General features: G+C 73.7%; 13 protein-coding genes. 3 read left to right on the top strand and 10 right to left on the bottom strand.

The annotated features are described in order from the left end of the window. Positions 1-34 precede the first annotated feature (34 nt). The 3 genes from ACFYZ4_RS04880 to ACFYZ4_RS04870 all read left to right on the top strand — a co-directional run bounded on the left by ACFYZ4_RS04880 (position 35) and on the right by ACFYZ4_RS04870 (position 4,668). Positions 35-2,065, top strand: a complete 2,031-nt coding sequence (locus ACFYZ4_RS04880) for a family 43 glycosylhydrolase (RefSeq protein ID WP_390783067.1) — start codon at positions 35-37, stop codon at positions 2,063-2,065. Positions 2,066-2,380: 315 nt separating this feature from the next. Beyond that, the gene (locus ACFYZ4_RS04875) at positions 2,381-3,190 is read left to right on the top strand and encodes a serine/threonine protein kinase (RefSeq protein WP_390783066.1); all 810 of its coding nucleotides are present in this window, start codon (positions 2,381-2,383) and stop codon (positions 3,188-3,190) included. Further along, positions 3,187-4,668, top strand: coding sequence for a serine/threonine-protein kinase (locus ACFYZ4_RS04870; protein ID WP_390783065.1), 1,482 nt, complete (start codon positions 3,187-3,189; stop codon positions 4,666-4,668). Before ACFYZ4_RS04875 ends, ACFYZ4_RS04870 begins: the two co-directional genes overlap by 4 nt. Positions 4,669-4,690: 22 nt before the next feature. On the opposite strand, the gene ACFYZ4_RS04865 is transcribed toward ACFYZ4_RS04870, so the two are convergent. The 10 genes from ACFYZ4_RS04865 to ACFYZ4_RS04820 form a co-directional block, all read right to left on the bottom strand. After that, the gene (locus ACFYZ4_RS04865; protein WP_390783064.1) at positions 4,691-5,143 is read right to left on the bottom strand and encodes a hypothetical protein; all 453 of its coding nucleotides are present in this window, start codon (positions 5,141-5,143) and stop codon (positions 4,691-4,693) included. A gap of 71 nt (positions 5,144-5,214) precedes the next feature. Further along, complete coding sequence (locus ACFYZ4_RS04860; RefSeq protein ID WP_390783063.1) at positions 5,215-9,210, bottom strand: SGNH/GDSL hydrolase family protein; 3,996 nt, start codon at positions 9,208-9,210, stop codon at positions 5,215-5,217. A gap of 473 nt (positions 9,211-9,683) precedes the next feature. Beyond that, on the bottom strand, positions 9,684-10,481 hold the full coding sequence (locus ACFYZ4_RS04855) for a 3-hydroxybutyrate dehydrogenase (protein ID WP_390783062.1): 798 nt from the start codon (positions 10,479-10,481) through the stop codon (positions 9,684-9,686). 114 nt (positions 10,482-10,595) lie between these two features. After that, the gene (locus tag ACFYZ4_RS04850) at positions 10,596-11,519 is read right to left on the bottom strand and encodes an SDR family oxidoreductase (RefSeq protein WP_390783061.1); all 924 of its coding nucleotides are present in this window, start codon (positions 11,517-11,519) and stop codon (positions 10,596-10,598) included. A 9-nt stretch (positions 11,520-11,528) separates the two neighbouring features. Next, positions 11,529-12,785 (bottom strand): MFS transporter, encoded by a 1,257-nt coding sequence (locus tag ACFYZ4_RS04845; RefSeq protein WP_390783060.1) that lies wholly within the window; start codon positions 12,783-12,785, stop codon positions 11,529-11,531. 39 nt (positions 12,786-12,824) lie between these two features. Next, positions 12,825-14,114 (bottom strand): alkaline phosphatase family protein, encoded by a 1,290-nt coding sequence (locus ACFYZ4_RS04840; protein ID WP_390783059.1) that lies wholly within the window; start codon positions 14,112-14,114, stop codon positions 12,825-12,827. A 37-nt stretch (positions 14,115-14,151) separates the two neighbouring features. Beyond that, positions 14,152-15,141, bottom strand: coding sequence for a galactokinase (locus tag ACFYZ4_RS04835; protein WP_351298385.1), 990 nt, complete (start codon positions 15,139-15,141; stop codon positions 14,152-14,154). After that, on the bottom strand, positions 15,138-17,006 hold the full coding sequence (locus tag ACFYZ4_RS04830) for a methyltransferase domain-containing protein (protein ID WP_390783058.1): 1,869 nt from the start codon (positions 17,004-17,006) through the stop codon (positions 15,138-15,140). Before ACFYZ4_RS04830 ends, ACFYZ4_RS04835 begins: the two co-directional genes overlap by 4 nt. Further along, positions 17,003-18,169 (bottom strand): glycosyltransferase, encoded by a 1,167-nt coding sequence (locus tag ACFYZ4_RS04825; protein ID WP_384341349.1) that lies wholly within the window; start codon positions 18,167-18,169, stop codon positions 17,003-17,005. Before ACFYZ4_RS04825 ends, ACFYZ4_RS04830 begins: the two co-directional genes overlap by 4 nt. Positions 18,170-18,171: 2 nt before the next feature. After that, positions 18,172-19,050 (bottom strand): alpha/beta fold hydrolase, encoded by an 879-nt coding sequence (locus ACFYZ4_RS04820; protein ID WP_390783057.1) that lies wholly within the window; start codon positions 19,048-19,050, stop codon positions 18,172-18,174. Positions 19,051-19,055 lie beyond the last annotated feature (5 nt).

Here is a 19,055-nt window from a genome sequence, read left to right as displayed (position 1 = left end):
ACGGCCGGCGACGCGGTCCCTCTGGAGAACACTCATGCCTCCGATCAGCCGACGGAACCTGTTGAAGGGTGCCGCCGGGGCGGGCGCGTTCCCGTTCCTGGGGGCCGGCCGGGCCTCGGCCGGGGCCGCCGACGCGGTACCGCCCCCTCGGTGGGCCGCCGCGGGCCCCTTCGCGTACGTCTACGATCCGTCGACCGCGGGCGGCCCGCGCTACCTCAACGACCACACCCTGATCAAGGCCAGGGGCCGCTGGCACCTGTTCGGCATCGTCGGGGACAGCGCCCCGCGCGGCGAATCCCCGGACAGCACGCGGGAGATCACCTTTGCCCACGCCTCCGCGCCGAGCCCGAACGGGCCGTGGACCACCCATGCCGACGCGCTCACCCTCGACCCGTCCTATTTCGGTGAGGAACACCTGTGGGCACCCCACGTCGTCGAGGCGGACGGCAGGTTCTGGATGTTCTACGCCGGAGGCGGCCACACCGGCGCCGCCATCAGCCTGGCCACGTCGGACGACCTGTTCACCTGGACGCGCGAGCCGTCCGGCCCGCTGTTCCGGGGGCTCGCGGCGCGCGACCCGATGGTGCTGCGGGTCGGCGGCGAGTGGGTCATGTACTACACGGAACTGTCGGGCGCGGGCGGTCACCACCTCGTGGCCCACCGGCGGTCCGCCGATCTGCTGCACTGGAGCGAGCCGGGCGTCGCGTTCACCGACGCGACGACGGACACGACCGTCTCCGTCACCGAGTCCCCGTACGTCGTCGAACGCGACGGCTGGTACTACCTGTTCATCGGACCGCGCGGCGGCTACGAGGGCACGGACGTGCTGGCGTCCCGGGACCCGTTCCGCTTCGACCTCACCGGCCACGCGGGTCATGTGGCCGGTCACGCCGTGGAAGTGGTCGCGGACGGGGAGACGTGGTGGGTCAGCGCCGCGGGCTGGTTCCGCAACGGGCTGCACGTGGCGCCCCTGTACTGGCGGGACACCCCACCGCCGTGGCAGAGCCCGGACAACCCGGTGGCCGGACTCGACGGGGCCGGCCGCCTCACGGTGTTCGCGCTCGACGCCTCCGACCGCTCGATGCTGCGGCGCGTCCAGCTCGACCCGGACACCGATACCTGGTCGCCGTGGGAGCCCTTCGGCGGGCCGGCCGGCGCGGTGCCCACGCTCGGCCGCACCACGGGCGGCCGGCTGGAGGTGTTCTCGCTCGCCCCGGAGGGCGTCAACCTGCACCACCGGGTGCAGCGCCCGGACGGCGGCTGGTACGAGTGGGAGGAGTTCGGCGGCCCGGCCGGCGCGGCCCCCGCCGTCGCCCGCGACGCCGGCGGCCGGCTGGAGGTGTTCGCCCTGAGCCCCGGCGGAGCCTCCGTCGCCCGGCGTCGGCAGGGGTCGCCCGGATCCCTGGCCTGGGACCCGTGGGAGCCCGGCTTCGGCGGGGCCGCGGGCGCGCCACCGGTGGTCGCGGCCAATGCCGACGGGCGGCTGGAGGTGTTCGTCCTCTCGCCGGGCGGCGCCGGGATCCACCACCGGTGGCAGGAGACCCCGGGCGGCGCCTGGACCGCGGCCTGGCAGCGCTTCGGTACCGCGGCCGGCGCCGCACCTCGGGTGGCCGCGGACGGCAGCGGCCGGCTCACCGTCGCCGCGATCGGACCGTCGGGCACGGGCACCTTCTCCCGGCGGCAGTCGGTGCCGAGCGGCGGCTGGGACGAGTGGCTGCCCCTGTCCGGCTGGAGCGCCGCCGCCCCGGCGTTCGCCGCCAACGCCGACGGCCGCCTGGAGGCGTTCTCCCTGGCGCCCGGCGGCGCCCGGCTCAGCCACCGCTGGCAGACCACCCCGGGCGGAAGCTGGGCTCCCGGCGGGGAGTTCGGCGAGCCCGGCATCAGGCTCGCCGCCACGCCCACGGCCGCGCTCGACTCCACCGGGCGGACGCACGTCTTCGCCGTCACCACCGAAGGCCGCGTACGCACGCGCGTCCAGGACCGGCCGAGCGGCGGGTGGCGGCCGTGGACGGCCTTCGGCGACCGCACCGTCGCACCCGTGGTGTCGGGCAGCCCCGCCCTCTGAGCGCGGAGTGCGGATCTCGCCAAGTGAAAGCCACGTGAAAGCCAGGTGAAAGGGGCCAGGGGGCGGTCCGGCGGAGCCGTGAGCCCGCCGAACACGGTGACGTTCCCCACCCCGACACGATCGGGAGGGGGCGTACGCGCCCGGGGAACCTTCCGGGAAGGGGGCTTTCGGGAGCCTTCCGGGGCAGCCGGGGCGGGTGGCCCGCCGCCGGCGGCGACCCCGCCCGAAGTGGCCGAAGTGCGCCCCTGAACTCCCTGGGGAGATGAGTATTGTTCCACTCGTCGGACCGGTACGACGCGTGGAACAGGGGGCGCGGTGAGCGGCGTAGTCGTCCATCTCCCGCAGGGAAGTGGTGGCACCGACGGCGGCGAACCGTTCGGTGAGGCGGTGACGTTACGGCTCGGACCGGGCGAGGTCGCCCGCTTCGGACGGGGCTCCGCGACCGTCCCCGTGGAGCTGCGCCTCGCCGACGCGGCCATCTCCCGGCTCGCCGGGGAGATCCGCGTGACCGACGACCACTGGCAGCTGACCAACCACAGCGCCACCCACAGCTACCTGGTGGAGAACCCGGAGGGAGCCGGGGAGTACCTGAGGGTCGCGCCGCGACGGGTCGGGGCGCCGGTCCCGTTCGAGTTCGCGCGCGTGGTGCTGCCCACCCGCGGCGACGTCACCGTGTCCTTCCAGGTGTTCGCGCCCGACCACGTCTACCTGGACCCGGACGCCATGGGCGCCCCCTGGGGCCGCCTCACGGTCACCGCGTACTCCCTGGACGAGACGGCCGCGTACTTCCTCGTCCTCGTCGCGCTCTGCGAACCGCGCCTGCGCGACCAGTCCCGCGTCGCGGTCCCCACGACCCCGCAGATCGTCGAGCGGCTCAGGGGGCACGTCACCGGCGGCACGCTGACCGCGCGGGCGATCAGCTCCCACATCGACTACCTCGCCGAGGAGAAACTCCGCATCGGCGCGGCCGACCTCCGCGAACCCGGCAGGAGCGACCGCCGCAACGGCAAGCGGGAGGAGATCGTCGGGCTCGCGCTGCGGTTCGGGCTCGTACGGGAGGAGCACCTCACGCTGCTGCCGCCCCTGACGGGGGCCGGCGGGCGGGAGCGGCAGAGCGCGCGATGACGCCGCCGCACGGCCTGCGCGACACCACCGCATGCGAACGCGGGGACCTGCTCCCGCCCGGCTACCGCGTACGGGACTGGACGATCACCGAGATGATCGGGGTCGGAGGCTGGTCCACGGTCTACGCGGCACGGCAGGCCGAAGGGCACCCGGACCGGACCGGCGGGCACCCGGACCGGACTGGCGGGGCCCCCGCGGGCCGGCCGGCGGGACCCGCCGACGTCGCGCTCAAGATCATGCCGACCGCCGGGTTCGCACCGCGCCAGGCACGCAGGATCGTGGAATCGGCCCGCCGCGAGGTCGAACTCGGGCGCAGGGCCGGCCATCCCCGGCTGATCGGCCTCCTGGACTCCTTCGTCCTCGCCGCACCGGACCGCCCCTCCCTGGACGGCGCCATCGTGCTGGTCATGGAGCGGGCCGCGGGCAGCCTGCGGGAACTGCTCGACGCGGGGGTGGCCGAGGCCGATCGCGCCCGGCTGATCGCCGGGATCTGCGAGGGACTGGCGCATCTCCACCGGTCGGGCTGGGTCCACGCCGATCTCAAGCCGGAGAACGTGCTGCTGGGCGCCGACCGCTCCGTGAAGCTCTCGGACTTCGGGCTCGCCACGGAGATGACGGGGACGCACGGGTACGCGCCCCCCATGGGCACTCTGGACTACCTGCCGCCCGAGCGCTGGCGGGCGCCCCTCGGGGAACTCGGCGTACAGGTCCGGCCGACCGCCGACATCTGGGCCCTGGGCATCGTCATCCACGAGGTCTTCGCGTCCGGTGCCTCCCCGTTCAACGGAGCCACCCCCACGGCGCGGGGCGCCGCCGTCCAGGAGTACGGCGAGGGGCGCGCGCCGCTGCGCATGGACCACGCCGTGCCGCCGTTCTGGCGCGCCCTGGCCGCCGACTGCCTCGCCCCGACCCACGCGGCGCGCGCCCCGCACACCGCCGAGAGCCTGCTCGCCCGCATCGCCGCCGAACAGGGCACGCACGAGGCGGGGGCAGGGGCCGGGCGGCGGCCGCGGGGCCGGCGGGCCCGCGCCTTCGTCCTCGCCACCGCGCTGTGCGGGATCGCCGGCGCGACCCTGTGGTCGGACGCGGTACGGGTGGGCTCGTCCGCGCTGCTCGGCCGGGCGGGCGCGACGGGCGTGACGGCGGGCACGGTCCGCGTGTTCAACGCGGAGCGGGGCTGTCAGGAGCGGGCCGACCGCGACCCGCAGTGCAGTCTGGGGCTGGCGGTCGATCCCCTGCGGCCGTACGCCGCGGACAACGTCGTACCGATCCGGGTGTGGCACGGTGACGTTCTCGCCGCCGAGTGTCAGCTGCCCGACGGGCAGCCCGTCGTCAACGAGGAGGACCTGCAGTCGACCCGCTGGTTCCGCGTCCGCCTTCCGCCCGGGTCCGTACCTCCCACGGCCTGGCTGCCCGTCGTACGCACGAAGGACCGGCCGGAGCTGCCGGGATGCCCGCACCCTACGGCAGGACGCTGAGGCCGTGCCGCCGCCGTGCGGGTCAGCGGTACAGCACGACGAGCGAGGCGAGGAGGAGCACCGCGGCGGCCGAGAGCCCGAGGGCCCGGTGGCGGTCCCACGCGGCCAGGGCGAGACTGCCCGCCCAGGCTCCGCCCGCGAGGGCGGCGGCCCACCAGCCGAGGTCCGCCCGTGCGGCGGCCAGGGGGAACACCGCGAGCAGGACCGTCGGCAGGACGACGGCGGCCCGGGGCCCGATGCCCAGCCGTTTGTAGACGGTCATCAGGACGATCAGGGCGGTGGTCAGGGCGAGGGGAACGGCCGCCCAGTCCCACCAGGTCCAGCAGAGGCCGTCCGACGTCTCGCACGCCTGGGCGTTCTGACGCTCGACCCAGGAGAAGAAGTGCACGGCGCCGTAGGCCAGCACCGCACCGGTGACGGCCGCTCCGATCGCTCCCGGTACGACGGGCCGGGGCTCCGTGGTGTGTGTGTTCATGCCGACAGCCTTTCCGCACGGATGGCCGGGGGCCTGAGTACGCGTACTCAGGCCCCCGCATCAGTTATTCGTCACTTTCCATTGAGGGTCTGTTCCAGGGTGTCCGCGTAGATACGAGCCCCCGCGGGCTTGGGGTGGAAGGACTGCATGGACGGGTTCGGAAGCTCGGCGTCCGCCTTCTCCCGGCCGGTCATCACGATGCCGTGAATGGTCTCGGGGTTACCGCAGATGGCCTTGGTGTCGAAGTTCTTCCGCGGGTCGGAGAAGACCGCCCACGTTCCGGCGTCCTGAGTCGCCCCCTTCATCTCGGTGGCGAGACCGTCGGCCACGGTGCGGATCCATTCGGCTTCGCCGTCCTCATAGGCCTTGGGAAGGCAGCTGTGGTCCTTCTCCACCAGGAGCGGGTAGCCCATGAGGACGACCTTCGCGTACGGCGCCTTGGTGTGAATGGCGTTCAGCGTCTTGACGATCTGCGGCCGCACCCCGTCGTGCAGCCACTTCGGCGCCCAGGCCCTCAAGGCACCCGTGGAACCGCCGGACTTGGCGCCGGTGGCGGGATCGATGTTCTCCAGTTCCGCGGCCGGGCACGTGGACATGGACAGGATCGGGATGTCGATGCACTTCTTCATGATGTCGACGAAGCGGGCGTCGTTGCCACCGATGCTGAGGGTCACCAGGCTGGTGTTCTGGTCCAGGTATCCGGCGTCGAGCTGTGCCACCTCGCCGGACTGGCCGTCGGAGAGGATGTTGAAGGTGCGAGCTCCGGAACAGGCCACGAAGTGGTAGTCCATCTGCGGGTCGAGGCCGTCGGCCATGGCTCCGATCGAGGTCGAGGAGCCCGGCAGCTTCGCCTGCCTCGACCAGGCCAGCTTGGACCGGTGGCACTTCTCGATGCCGCTCTCGTTCAGCTTGTCGAAGCGGTCGGTCTCCGGGTACAGGTCCGCGCCGCCCGGCGCGGTGGCCCCTTCACCCGAGGAGTAGGAGTCGCCCATCGCGGTGACGGAGTTGGCCGGCTTGCCCGCGAGGGGCTGGAAGGCGACCGCGCCCCAGGCGATGTCCTCGTCGGCCTTGCCGTCCGACGTCGTGTTCGACAGTTCGACCTGCGGGGTGCCGATGAAGTGGAACACGCCGAGGCTGACCCATCCGCCGGCGCGCTGGAGCACGACCCGTTGCCTGCTGGTGCTGTCCGAGCCCTGCACGGTGTAGGTGGCCTGCCGGGTCTGGGCGCCGGTGTCGGGCAGGTGGACCAGGACGCGCGCCCAGTTCAGGTTCTGGCCGAGGGTCCAGGTGCCGTTGATGGTCATGTAGCCGCCGGGGCCGCCGAAATGGGCCGCGTCACGGGTGTGGGTGTACCAGTAGTGGCCGCCGTAGCCGCCGCCCACCTGGTGCAGGTCGGCCTTCGCCTGGTAGCGGCCCTGCGTACCGGGGTTGAACCCGAACTGGAAGCTGCCCGCCGATGAGATCGGTCCGCAGTCGCCCCAGGATTCGGTGCCGTCGGGGACGGACGCGACGATCTTGGCGCCGGACGGCGCCTTGTCGCAGACCGGCTGGCCGGACTTGAGCCGGGTGCCCCGTCCCGGTTCCGAGATCAGTGTCTGGTACTTGATGGACTCGTGGCCGCAGCTGCTGGCGCAGTTGTCCTTCCACGTGGTGTTGGGCTGGTTCCACCAGTACTGCGCGTAGCACTCCGCGTCCGGGCAGTTCGGCGGGGTCTTCGGGTTGCAGTTGTTCTTGCTGTTGCAGAAGGTGTCGAGCGGCGGCGAGACGGCGGCGCGGTCGGCGATGGTGTTCCACCAGGCCGGCCGGAATCCGGCCGAGGAGAACCCGGACTCGCCGGGCCAGTCCTGACGGCCCGAGGTGGCGTAGGAGAAGCCGGTGTCGACGGACCACGCGGCCCAGCCCATCACCTTCGCCTCGTACGGCCAGTCCTGCGGATGCGCGGCGTCCTTGTTGGCCTCCGGACCGTCCACGTCGGTGTTCATGAACGGGTGGCCCCAGCTCTTCTTGTAGAGCGGGTTGGCCGGGTTGTTGTACCAGCCGAGGCCCCAGTGTCCGCCGTGCTGCGACGCGTCCGACGGCGGGTTGAAGCCGAGGTTGTAGTTCCACACGGCGGTGAACCAGTTCTCCACCAGGGACGGGTCGTCGTTGTTGACGGTGACCCGCTGTCCGTCCGTGTGGACCTCGTTCCACTTGTCGGCGAGGATCTTCATGGAGGCGGCGACGTTCGACGCGTAGTCGACCGCGACGAGCTTCTGGAGGGCCGGGGAGAGGCTGGTCTCCTTGTCCTTCGGGTGGCCGGGCAGCCGCATGCCGTCGGTGACCTGGCCGACGCCGTAGCCGCAGTCGGACTTGTCCCAGTTGATCTGCCAGTAGGCGGCCGGGTTGTCGGGGTCGGCCTTGTGGCCGTAGTAGCCGTCCACGGCGGCCAGCGGGCTGCCCATCTGGCCGGGGATCGCACCTGACTCGGCCTGCCACAGGTTCGACTCCTGGGCCATGATGCCGAGCAGCACGTTCGCGGGGATCTTGCCCCCGCCGTTCAGTGCCGGCGGCGGGAACAGGCCCTGCGGGTCGACGGTGAGCAGACCGGCCTGGTTGCGGTAGCCGCCCTGCCGGATGTAGTTGGAGCGCAGGTTGCCGCGTACGGCCATGTCGACGGCCCACTCGACCTGGTTCGGGGTCGGCTGCAGCGCCTGCACCTTGACGTCGTTGCGGGAGACGGAGCACCAACGGTCGCCGTCGGTGGGGTCGTTCGCCCCGCCTGCCGCGGCCGCGGCACCGCGCATCGACGGGCTCTGCGGCCCGCCGGCGGTACCGGGGGAGGGGGACGCGGGGGCCTTGGCCGGCGTGCCGGAGGCCGCGGTGAGGGACGGGGACGCCGTGGTCCCGGAACCGTCGGCGGTTTCCTGCCGGACGCTCTGCGTGAGCTTCGTCCCGGTGGCGGTCGCGGTACTGGTGACCGTCACCGGCTGGTCACCGGCGGCCGCGGCGGTTTGCGGAACGGGTTCCTCGGCCTTGGTGAAGTCCTTGCCCGCGTTCTTGACGCGGTCCAGGCCGGCCCGGATGCCGGCGGTCAGGACCGGCTCGACGGCCAGCCGGCCGTGGGAGGACACGTCGGTGTCGGCGGGGGCATCGACGCGGGTGACCCCGGTTCCCGCCGTGACGGGCACGTCGGTGGGGTGGCCGGTGAGGAACACCCGGCCCGCCTCGCCCTGCATGAGGTCGAGGTCGCCGAGCTTGCCCGAGGCGATGGCGGCCGGCTTGCCCTGGCCGGTGAACACCTTGGCGTTCAGCGTGGCGTCGTCCTTGCGGTCGACGAAGGCGATCTTCCCGTCGGCGGCGGGCCGGATGTCGAACGGGACGCTGTCCGCGTCGGCGAGGTTCTTCACCGCACCCGAGCCGTCGAGGTGGACCAGGTGGCTGCCGAGTGCGGCGACCGTACCGTCCTGTACCGGGACGGCGCTGGTTATCTGTCCCTTCGCCGCGGCCGTGCTCGTGGTCTTCCCGGCGGTGTCCACGGTGAGCACGCGCGTACGGGTGCTCCCGGGGTCGTTCATGTCCCGGAAGGCGGTGAACGCGGCCGTGTGCGTGCTCGTGTTGCAGGACGGGTCGAAGTAGGCCAGCGACGCGGTGAACGGCAGCTTCGTCACCTGCCCCGTGGCCAGGTTGACGATGGCGGTGAAGGCGCCGCCCTGCATCAGGTCGGGCTTGTTCGTGAAGCCGCGGGGCGCGTAGACGACGGCGGCGTGCTCGCGGTCCATCACGCACTGGTTGCCGATCCACGAGTCCGCGGGCATCGCCGGTTCGGACAGGGTGGCGACGGTCTTCCACGCGTACGCCTGGCTGCTGTCGGCGACGAGGATGCGCAGGCCGTCGGTGTCCGCGGCGGCGGTCACCGCGCGGTCGGGGCTGGTGTTCCAGTCGTCGCCGAGCTTCTTGACCGGATCCTCGACGGGTCCGGGAGCGGCCGGCGGTGCGGTGGGGCCGGGCTTCGGTTTGGGCGCGGCGATCGCGGGTGTGGCCTGGAGCAGTCCGGCCGTGAGGGCGGCGCAGGCCACGACGGCCGCCACGGATGTGCGTGTTCGTCTTGCGTGTTTCAAGAGAGGGGTCCCCGAATGTTCGTTGAGTGCTTTCGAGCCGTGTCGGGGCGCCTCGAAGAAGGGGGCGCGCTGCACGAAGCGGAAATCGCCCGCGTATGAACCGTCACCGAACTGCCCCCTGGACGCATTCAGTGGAAGCCGAAGCCGTGATGGACCGAGGGGAATGGACGCAGCACAAATAAACGTCGGACATGCTCCGCCCACACGGCCGTTCAAACGGCATGGCGAAACACGTCACCCCAAAGTCTTCGGACCGAGGTCCGAACTCCCCCTGAACGCGCGGTATTCTTCGCTGCCCCCCGTGCCGACGGTCAATCGGCAGAAGCGATTTCGCTTCATGGCAGCTAGATCATTAAAGCACCCGCGCTTTTTGACAAACCGGATATTCTCGCCGTTACTGGACGGTCAAGTTTTGTTATAGACGGTGCGGGAGGGGCAACTGCTCAGCGCGCGCCCCAGCCGCCGTCGACGGGGATCGACGCGCCGGTGATGTAGCCGGTGAACGGACCGCAGAGCCACACCGCCACCGCCGCCACCTCCTCCGGTTCGATCAGCCGCTTGATCGCGGTGCGTTCCAGTAGGACGTCCGTGACCACGTCCTCGGGCGCGATGCCGTGGGCGGCCGCCTGCGAGGTGATCTGGTGCTCGACCAGCGGGGTGCGGACGTAGCCGGGGCTGACGCAGTTGCTGGTCACCCCGTGCGGGGCGCCTTCGAGGGCGGCGACCTTGCTCAGTCCCTCCAGTCCGTGCTTGGCCGCTACGTAGGCGGACTTGAAGGGGCTGGCCCGCAGGCCGTGCACGCTGGAGATGTTCACCACGCGGCCCCAGCCGGCCCCGTACATGTACGGCAGGCACTGCCGGATGAGCAGGAACGGCGCGGTGACCATCACCTTCTGGATCAGTTCGAACCGGGCCGGCGGGAAGTCCTCGAAGGCCGCCACGTGCTGCAGCCCGGCGCTGTTGACCAGGATGTCGACCTCGTCCGGGAGCGTACGCACCGCCTCGGCGTCGGCGAGGTCCACGGCGTGCGGACGGCCGCCGACCTCCTCGGCCACGGCCGCGGCCGCCTCGGAGTCGAGGTCCACCACGTGCACCAGGGCGCCGGCGTCGGCCAGTGCCCGCGCGCACGCCCGTCCGATACCGCTTCCGCCACCGGTCACCAGGGCGGTGCGCCCCGAAAGGTCCACACCGCCGCCGCCGTGCGCGAAGGATCCGGGAGCTGCGTGAGATTGGCTCGTCATGGCCGGAACGCTAGAGACGCATCGCCGGACATCCCATGTCCACAGCCGCCACAGTGGACCGCGGTGAGGTGTGGGCCGACGCCATACGAGCCGCCCCCGACCGGCAGGACACTGCTAGCGGTAGCCGGTGGTGTCCGCGGGGCGGTCGGGGTCCTGGACCTCGACCATGTAGCGCCAGCAGTCCGGCCGGCTGCCGTCGAGGTCCGTGAAGCCGTACACCTGCGCGAGCTGCCCGCTGGACAGGGACTGCCCGTTCCAGCGCGCCACCTCCGGATCCGCGGCGAGCGCCGCGACCGCCCGGCCCACGTACGACGGCGTCTCGGAGATGGCGAAGTGCGGGACCTTCGTCAGTGCGTCCCGCCAGTTCTCCTCCGTCACCCCGAAGTGGTCGAGCATCATCTCCGAGCGCAGCCAGCCCGGGGTCAGCGCCACCGCCGTGGCCCCGCGCGGCCCCAGCTCGTGCCCCAGCGCGAACGCCATGCGCAGGACCGAGGACTTGGCGATGTCGTAGAAGAACGAGACCCGGTAGTTGACCGCGTTGTACTCGGCGGTGCCGTCCGTCATCTCCACCACCAGCCCGCCCGGCTCGCGCAGCATCAGCGGCAGCGCGAAATGGCTGGTGACGGCATGGGTCTCCACCGCGAGGCGCATCAGCCGCAGCCCCTTGTCCAGGTCGTGCTCCCAGACCGTGCTGTCCCACTCGAACAGCAGCTCCCCGCCCCAGATGTCGTTGACCAGGACGTCGAGACGCCCCTGCTCGGCGTCGATCCGCCCCACCAGCGCCTCGACCTCGGCCGGCACCAGATGGTCGGCGACCACCGCGATCCCGCGCCCGCCCGCCGCGGTCACCAGCTCGGCGGTCTCCTCGATCGTCTCGGGCCGGTCGTACTCCGAGCGCCTCCCGCGGGTGCTCCGCCCGGACACGTACACCGTCGCGCCCCGCGCGCCCAGTTGGACCGCGATGCCGCGTCCCGCGCCCCGCGTCGCCCCGGCCACGAGGGCCACCCTGCCTTCGAGAGTCCGCTGTGTGTCAGGCATGCCCCGACCCTACGACGGCCGCCCCGTCCCGCGCCCGCCGGACACGGCGACCGCCGCCAGGGACAGCAGCAGCCCGCCCGCCGCCAGGCCCAGGGCCTGGCCCGGCCCCCACAGGGTCCAGGCCGCACCGAAGAGCAGGGACCCCGCGAACCGGGCCAGCGCCTGCGCAGTCTGCAGCGCCGCGAGCCCCGTGGTGCGCAGCTCGGCCGGGAGCAGCGGTCCGGCCGCGGCCATCAGCACGCCGTCGGTGGCCGCGTAGAACAGACCGAGCAGGGCGAGCACGCCGGCGACCAGCGGCGCCCCGGCCGGTACGGGGGCCAGGAGCAGCAGGCAGGCGCCCAGCAGCAGCGCGTGCCCGCCGAGGAACACCCGGCGGCGGCCCAGCCGGTCGGCGAGCCGGCCCACGGGCAGCGCGGCCAGCAGGAACACGGCCGCCGTGCCCACGGGCAGCAGCGGGAAGTACGCGGCCGACAGGTCGAGCCGGCGCTGGAGCAGCAGGTAGAGGAAGGCGTCGCCGACGGTGAACAGGCCGAGCACGGCGGCGGTCAGGCACAGCCGCCGCAGGCCGGGGAGCCGTAGCAGGGTGCGTACGGGGGGCAGCGGAGCCCGGGGCGCGGCCGAGGCGGGGACGGGGGCGGGGGCCTCGCGTACGAAGAGCGCCAGCATCACCACCCCCAGCACGGCGATGCAGCAGCTCACGGTGAACACGGCCTCGTACCCGTCCACCGCCACCCACAGCACCCCGAAGGCGGCCAGCGGCCCCAGCAGCGCGCCCGCCGTGTCCAGCGCGCGGTGCACGCCGAAGGCACGGCCCTGCTCCTCCGGCGGCACGGACAGCGAGATCAGCGCGTCGCGCGGGGCGGTGCGCAGCCCCTTGCCCGTCCGGTCGGCGGCCAGCACCGCCGCGACCGACCAGGGGGTGGTGACGGCGAGCAGGGCCGCCTTGCACACGGCGGACAGCGCGTAGCCGGTGCCCGCGACGAGCTTGCGGCGGTGGGTGCGGTCGGCGATCCGGCCGCCCGCGAGGCGCAGCAGCGCGGTGGCGCCCTGGTGGAGCCCGTCCAGGGCGCCGAACGCGAGCGGCGACATGCCGAGCCCGGCCATCAGGTACAGCGGCAGGACGGCGGTGACCATCTCCGCGGAGACGTCCGTGACCAGGCTGACCAGTCCGAGCGCGAACACCGTGCCGGGGACGGCCCGCAGGGGGCCCTTCGGGGCCGGGGTGTCCCCGGCGATGTCCGCGGCCCGGCTGGTCGACAGGTACACGCATGCCTCCTCGGGAGCGGCCGGGCCGTCTCTTGCGGCCTAGAACCAGTTGACGGTGAGCGGGAACGCGGCGGTGACCGTGGTGCCGGTGGAGTCGGTGGCCGTCGCCGTGATCTGGACCGTGCCGCTGCCCCAGGGCTTGCCCGAGACGCGTCCCGAGCCGGGGTCGACGGACAGGCCCCAGGGCAGGCCGGTGGCCGCGTACCGGTAGGCGGGTTTGCCGCCGGTGGCGGAGAGCTGGATGGTGCAGGACTGGTTGAACTTGCAGGTCTGCGGGCCGGGGTTGGCCAGCTTCAGATCACCCGGGGTGGGAGTGGGGGTGGGGGTGGGAGTGGGGGTCGGCGTGGGTGTCGGGGTCGGGGTGGGTGTGGGCGTCGGGGTGGGCTCCGTCGAGGTGTCGAACACCTCGCTGATCGGCTGCACGTTGGCCGCGTTGCCCGCGTGCGTCGTCGTCCCGAAGAGGTCCTCGAAGGTCCGCAGCAGGTGGTGGTGGTTGAAGGCCGTGGCGTACTTGCCGGTCTTGACCTTCGCGCCGTGGAAGACGGTGGCGATCTGGTTCGAGCCGAGGTAGTTGTCCTCGTCCCAAGTGAGCACCAGCAGGCTGTTGTTGGCCTTCGCCCACTGCGCGTAGGCGTCGATGTTGTTCCGCGTCCAGGTGTCTCCGGTGTTCACGGAGCACGAGTGCATGTCGTTGCACTGGTTGGGGACCACGAAGGAGAGGTTCGGCAGCGCCGCGAAGTTGTTCTGCGGGAACTGCGCCCAGGTCTTCCCGGTGTTCAGCGGCACGTTCTTGAAGGCGAACCACGGGTTGTGCTTCTGCGCGTACTGGCCGTTCGTGCAGGCCGTGGACCCCTCGCTCGGCAGGTCCTCGTTGTACGTCGCGAAGGTCTTGCCCGCGGCGATCAGCTCCTGGCCGAGGTTCGGAGCCGTCATCGACTGCGGGGTGTAGCAGCCGTCGCCCGTAATGCCCTGCGTGGCACCGGAGAAGAGGTTGAAGTAGTTCGGCTGGCTGGGGTGGGTCAGCGCCTTCATGCCGGTCAGGCTCGCCCCGCCGTTGGCCAGCTGGTTGATGTACGGGGCGTTCGCGCTGCCGATGATCTCCCCGTACTGCTTGTTCTCGTACACGACGACCACCACGTGGTCGTACGTCGGCAGCGCGGCCGCGGCCGCCGCCGCGGGAGCGGCCGAACCGTTCTCCGCCGCCTGTGAGTTGGCCACGGTGAAGGCGCCCAGCAGGCCGAGCGCGCCGAGCCCGGCCACGAGCGCCGACCAGCGGGCCCGGCGTCTCAGCTCGGCCCTGGGCGAGCGGGATGGTGAGGGGGTGGGCATGGGTGTTCCTCCCTGTCGTGGGTCCGGCGACCCGGTGTCATTCCTCGCGCCGGGCCGCACCGGCCACGGCGATGTTCAGGAAGCGCGGTACGGGCAGCCCGCGGCCGCGGAAGTCCTCCGCGACCGCGGCCCGTACCGCCGTCAGTCGTGTATGGGGCAGCAGCACCAGCACGCTCCGCCCCGGCCGCGGCCCGGGCTGCCAGGCGCTGAGCGCACCCGCCCGCCGGGCGCAGGCCACGGCCCGGGCCAGCTCCCGCGGCCGGTCCGCGGCCTCGCCGCGCACGGCGACCAGCACCAGCCGGTCTCCCGAGGCCGCCGGATCGAAGGTCACGTACCGCTGTCGCCGCCGGGGCTCCGGACCCACCAGCAGGGCCCGGCCGGGCCGGGCGAAGAGCACCGCCCGGCGCAGCCCGTCGTCCCCGTCCGGCAGCGCACCGGCCAGCAGCCCGGCCAGTTCCGCCCGGTCCGGCCGCGCACCCGCCGCCGTGTGGACGTCGGCCACCGCCAGCGCCACCGCGCACTCGGCGGGCTCCGCCGTGGCCAGCCCGGCAGCTCCCGTGAGCGAGCCCTGCACGTGCAGGTCCGACCCGCCGCGGCCGTAACCGGCGCGGGCCAGCGCCCGCAGCACCGCGTACGGACGCACGGCCCAGTCGGGGGCGGCCGGCGGCGGCCCGGACAGTGTCAGCGGCAGATCGCAGCTGTCCGCGGGGTGGGCGAGGGAGCTGAGCCGCACCAGGCCGTCGGAGCGCGGGGCCGCGGCGGCCGCCGTGGGCCAGCCGGCCGCCGCGACCAGCCCGGGGGAGCCCAGGTGGAAGGCGTACGGGGCGCTCCACACGGCGGCGGGGGGCCGTCCGTGCGCGGCCTCCAGGGCGTAGGCGACGAGCCGGAACAGCGGATCGACGGTGGCCCGCCGAGCCAGGTCGCCTCCGGCGGGGCCGACTGATTCCCTTTCGCCCCCGTCTGTGACGGGCCCGGTGCCCGGGTCGCCTCCGGCGGTGTGCGACCCGGAGGCTTCCGCGCCCCTCACGAGACGTCCTTGCGGGCCAGCATCCGGTAGGCGTTGCCGCCGTCCGTGCGGTGGGCCGCCGCCGTGCGCAGGGCGTCGAGCACCGCCGCGCCCGCGAAGGCCGGCAGGGCGGCCAGCCGTACGGCGTGGGCGAGGACCCGCGCGCGGGCCGTGGCCGGGGGACCCCACGGGCGGTCCGGGTCCGGGGCCAGCCCGGTCGCCGCGAGCGCCACCGCACCGAAGAAGTCGTTGCCCTGGTGGGCCGGTCCGTGCTCCTCGGCGAGAACGGTGAACCCCCGGTCGGCCAGCGCCTCGCGCAGGTTCGCGGCGGGCATCAGGTGCTGGTGCTGGGGCTGGAACCAGGGCAGCCACACCGGGCCGAGCAGCCGGGCCATCCGCGACTCCGGGTCGGGCAGCTCGATGGTCAGGAACCCGCCGGGGGCCAGCACGGCGGCCGCCGCGTCCAGTTCGGCGAGCGGATCCCGGGTGTGCTCCAGGTAGTGGTACATGCTGACGACCTCGTACTGGCCCGCCAGCTTCGACGCGAACTCCGGGAACTGCCCCTGGTATCCGGTCTCCACCCAGCCGCGGCGCTCCGCCTCGCGGACCCCGTCGCCCATGTCGAGCCCGTCGAACCGGGTCAGCGGCCAGACGGCCCGCGCCGCGTTGCAGAAGTGCCCGTGCCCGGTGCCCACATCGAGCCAGGACCCCGGATCGGCGTGCGGGAGGAGCATCTCGGCGCGCCCCCGGTACGCGGCGCCCAGCCTTCCGAAGACCGTGCCCGCGCCCTCGCCGCCGCGCCCGTCGTAGAAGTCGCGGTAGTAGAACTCCAACCCCTCCAGAGTCAGTCGGGGGTTCTGGAAGACGTGCCCGCACTCCTCGCACTGCTCCAGCGTGAACAGGCCGGGCTTGCCCTGGAGCAGGTCGGGCACCCGGACCCGGACGGCGAGGCGGTCGGAGCCGCACCACGGGCAGTCCGCCCGGCGCGGTTCGAGGAACCGCGCGGTACCCGAGGCCAGTTCGGCCTGATAGGCGGCGGCCCGCGCGGTGTCCCGCACACGGTCCTCGCCCGATCCGCCCCGGCCGGCCGCTGCAGCCGTACGCAGGGCCGCCCCGAGGGAGCGCAACGGGCGGGCCGCGGTGGCCCGGGCCAGACCGGCGGGCCGCAGCGGAGAGCCCGGACCGCGCAGGGCGAGGTACGGCTGGAGCCAGTACAGCCCGGCCGCGGCCGCCCCCCACCGGCCCTGGCGCAGCGCGGCGCCCGCCAGCAGCGCCAGCCCGCCCAGCTGCGCGGCGGCCAGCGCCCCCGGCGGCAGCCCCTGGGCCCGCAGCTCGGCGACCCGCGCGGGCCCCCCGGGCTCCGCGGGTCCGCCGCAGCTCAGGCCGGGGGCGATGGCCAGGCCCGTCGCGTCGGCGGCGTACTCCTTCAACCGGCGGGTCAGCGCGAGCAGTTCCGCCGGGACGGGGCGCGGCCCGACCGCGTCCGCCCCGGCCCGTGCCAGCACCTCCTCGGCGACGAGCACGGCGAAGCCGGCCCCGCGCCCCTCGCCGAGCCGGTCCCACCGGTACCGGGCGGGGTCGACCAGCCTCAGCAGTCCCAGTGCCCGCTCGGCGGGCAGGTCGGCGGGCAGCAGGTCCAGCACCCGCAGCCCCTCCGCCTCGGCGTGCGCGCAGGCGGCGAGGAAGGTGGCCGCGTCGGGCTCGACACCGTGGGCGGTGAGCAGCCGCCACCCGGCGGGCCGCGGTACCTCGGCCGCCGCGGTCGGGGTTTCGGGCAGCACCGGGATCGCCCGCAGTCGGCGCCCGGCGCGTACGGTGCCGGCGGCGAGCGCGGCCAGTAACACCGCGGAGGTCCACCGGACCCGGGAGAGCGGGGGTGGCGTCATAGCAGTTTCTCCAACCGGTCGGCCGCGGCGGCAGCCCCGCCCGCCGCGGCGAATGAGGCCTGGATCCGCCGGGCGGCCCGGCGGGGGCCGGGATCGTCCAGCACGGCCGTGAGCGCGTCGCGCAGTTCCTCGGCCCGGGTCCGGCCGAACCGCACCCGGATGCCGGCTCCGGCCTCGACCACCTGCCGGGCCACGATCGGCTGGTCGTCCCGGATCGGCGCGACGACCAGCGGCAGCCCGTGGGCCAGGGCCTCACAGACGGTGTTGTGGCCGGCGTGGCAGACCACCGCGTCCAGGTGCGGCAGCAGTTCCAGCTGCGGGACGCTCTCCTGGAGCAGGACATGCCCGGGCACCGGCCCGATCAGCGCGGAGGGCGCCGCCAGCACGAACTGGACCTCCCCGGCGAGCCGTTCGGCAGCGCCCAGCACCGCCCCGTAGAAGCGGGCGCCGGCCTCTTGGTTGAGGGTGCCCAGGGACACCAGCACCCGCCGCCGCGCCGGGTCCAGCCGCTGCCAGGGGAATCCGGGCGAAGCCGGCCGGGCCCCGAAGGCCGGTCCTACGTAGGCGTGGTGAACCGGGAAGTCCCCGGCCGTGCCGACGAGTTCGGGCGTGGAGAAGACCAGGACCAGCCGCTCCGAGAACCGCGGGTCCCAGCCCCCCGACTCCGCCGCCGCGTCACCGAACTCCGCGAGCAGTCCGGAGATCTGCCCGGCCACCCACTCCCCGACCTTCGGGAAGTCCGCGAAGGGCCGGGTCAGTTCGGCCGAGGTACTGGCGGAGGTCGCCCACGGGACGCCGAGCCGCCGGGCGACCAGCGGCCCCGCCAGGGCCTGCTGGTCGGCGACCAGCACGTCCGGCCCGAAGGCGCGGACGGCCCGCTCCACCCCCGGCACCATCGCCCGGGCCAGCGGCACCAGCGCCTCCTCCCACAGGAACCGCAGCGCCCCCACCCCGCGCAGGTCGCGCCAGCGCTCGTGCAGCGCCGAGTATCCGCCGCCCGCGTCCTCGCCGGCCGGCAGGATCCGGGCCTGCGCCGGCAGCAGCCGGGTCAGCGCCGAGGCCGGCCCCGCCCAGGCGATCTCGTGCCCGCGGGCGGCCAGTTCGGCCCCGACGGCCACGGTCGGATTGACGTGCCCGGCCAGCGGGGGCACGGTGAACAGCACCTTCACGGGACCAGCGCTCCCGCCCGCGGCCGCGCAGCCGCCTCCGCCTCCGCCTCCGCCGCCGTGGCCGTCACGGTCGTCGCGGGCGGCGCGGCCGTCGCGTCGAGATGGGCCAGCACGCACTCCCGCAGCACCCCGCTGCTCTCCTTCAGCACGTCGTGCCCCAGCCCCGGCAGGATCCGCAGCGCGCCCCGCGGGGCGTGGCGGGCCAGCTCCCGTGCGCCCGGGACCAGTTCGGAGTGCTCGCCGCAGACGATCAGGACCGGGCAGCGCAGCCGGGCGTAGTCGGCCGGGGTGAAGGTGCGGCTCGCCGCGATGTCGTCGATGAGGGTGGTGCGGTTGAGGAGGGCGTCGGCGATGGCCGTCAGGTTGGCGGCCTTGCGCAGGCGCAGGGTGAGCAGCTCGGCGGGGACCGGGCTGTCCTCCAGGCTGAGCGCGGCCGCCGACAGGGTGTCGACCATGTTCTCCACCCACGCCCCGCCCAAAGGGGGTTCGAGGAGGGTGAGCCCGGCGACGAGGTCGGGCCGGGCCAGCGCGGCGTGCAGGGCGAGGGTCCCGCCGTAGCTGTTGCCGACCAGGTGGACCGGGCGTTGCCCGAGGCCCAGCGCGCCGAGCAGGGCGAAGAGGTCCCGTACGGCGGTGCGGCTGTCGTAGCCGGAGGCCGGGCGCTCGGTCCGGCCGTGGCCGCGCAGGTCGTAGAGAACGGCCTCGTGCCCGGACCGGGCCACCGGTACGGCCAGGGGGCAGTAGAAGGAGGAGAGGTTGTCGACGACCAGCCCGTGCAGGAAGACCACGACGGGGCGGTCCGGGGCGTCGGCTCCGTCGGCGGCCGGGAGCCGCTGGACGTGGAAGCGCAGGGAGTTGGCGAGGACGACGGCCATGGCGG

It is taken from the genome of Streptomyces sp. NPDC001513, assembly GCF_042894695.1.
GTDB lineage: Bacteria > Actinomycetota > Actinomycetes > Streptomycetales > Streptomycetaceae > Streptomyces.
This window is presented reverse-complemented; position numbering and strand designations above follow the sequence as displayed.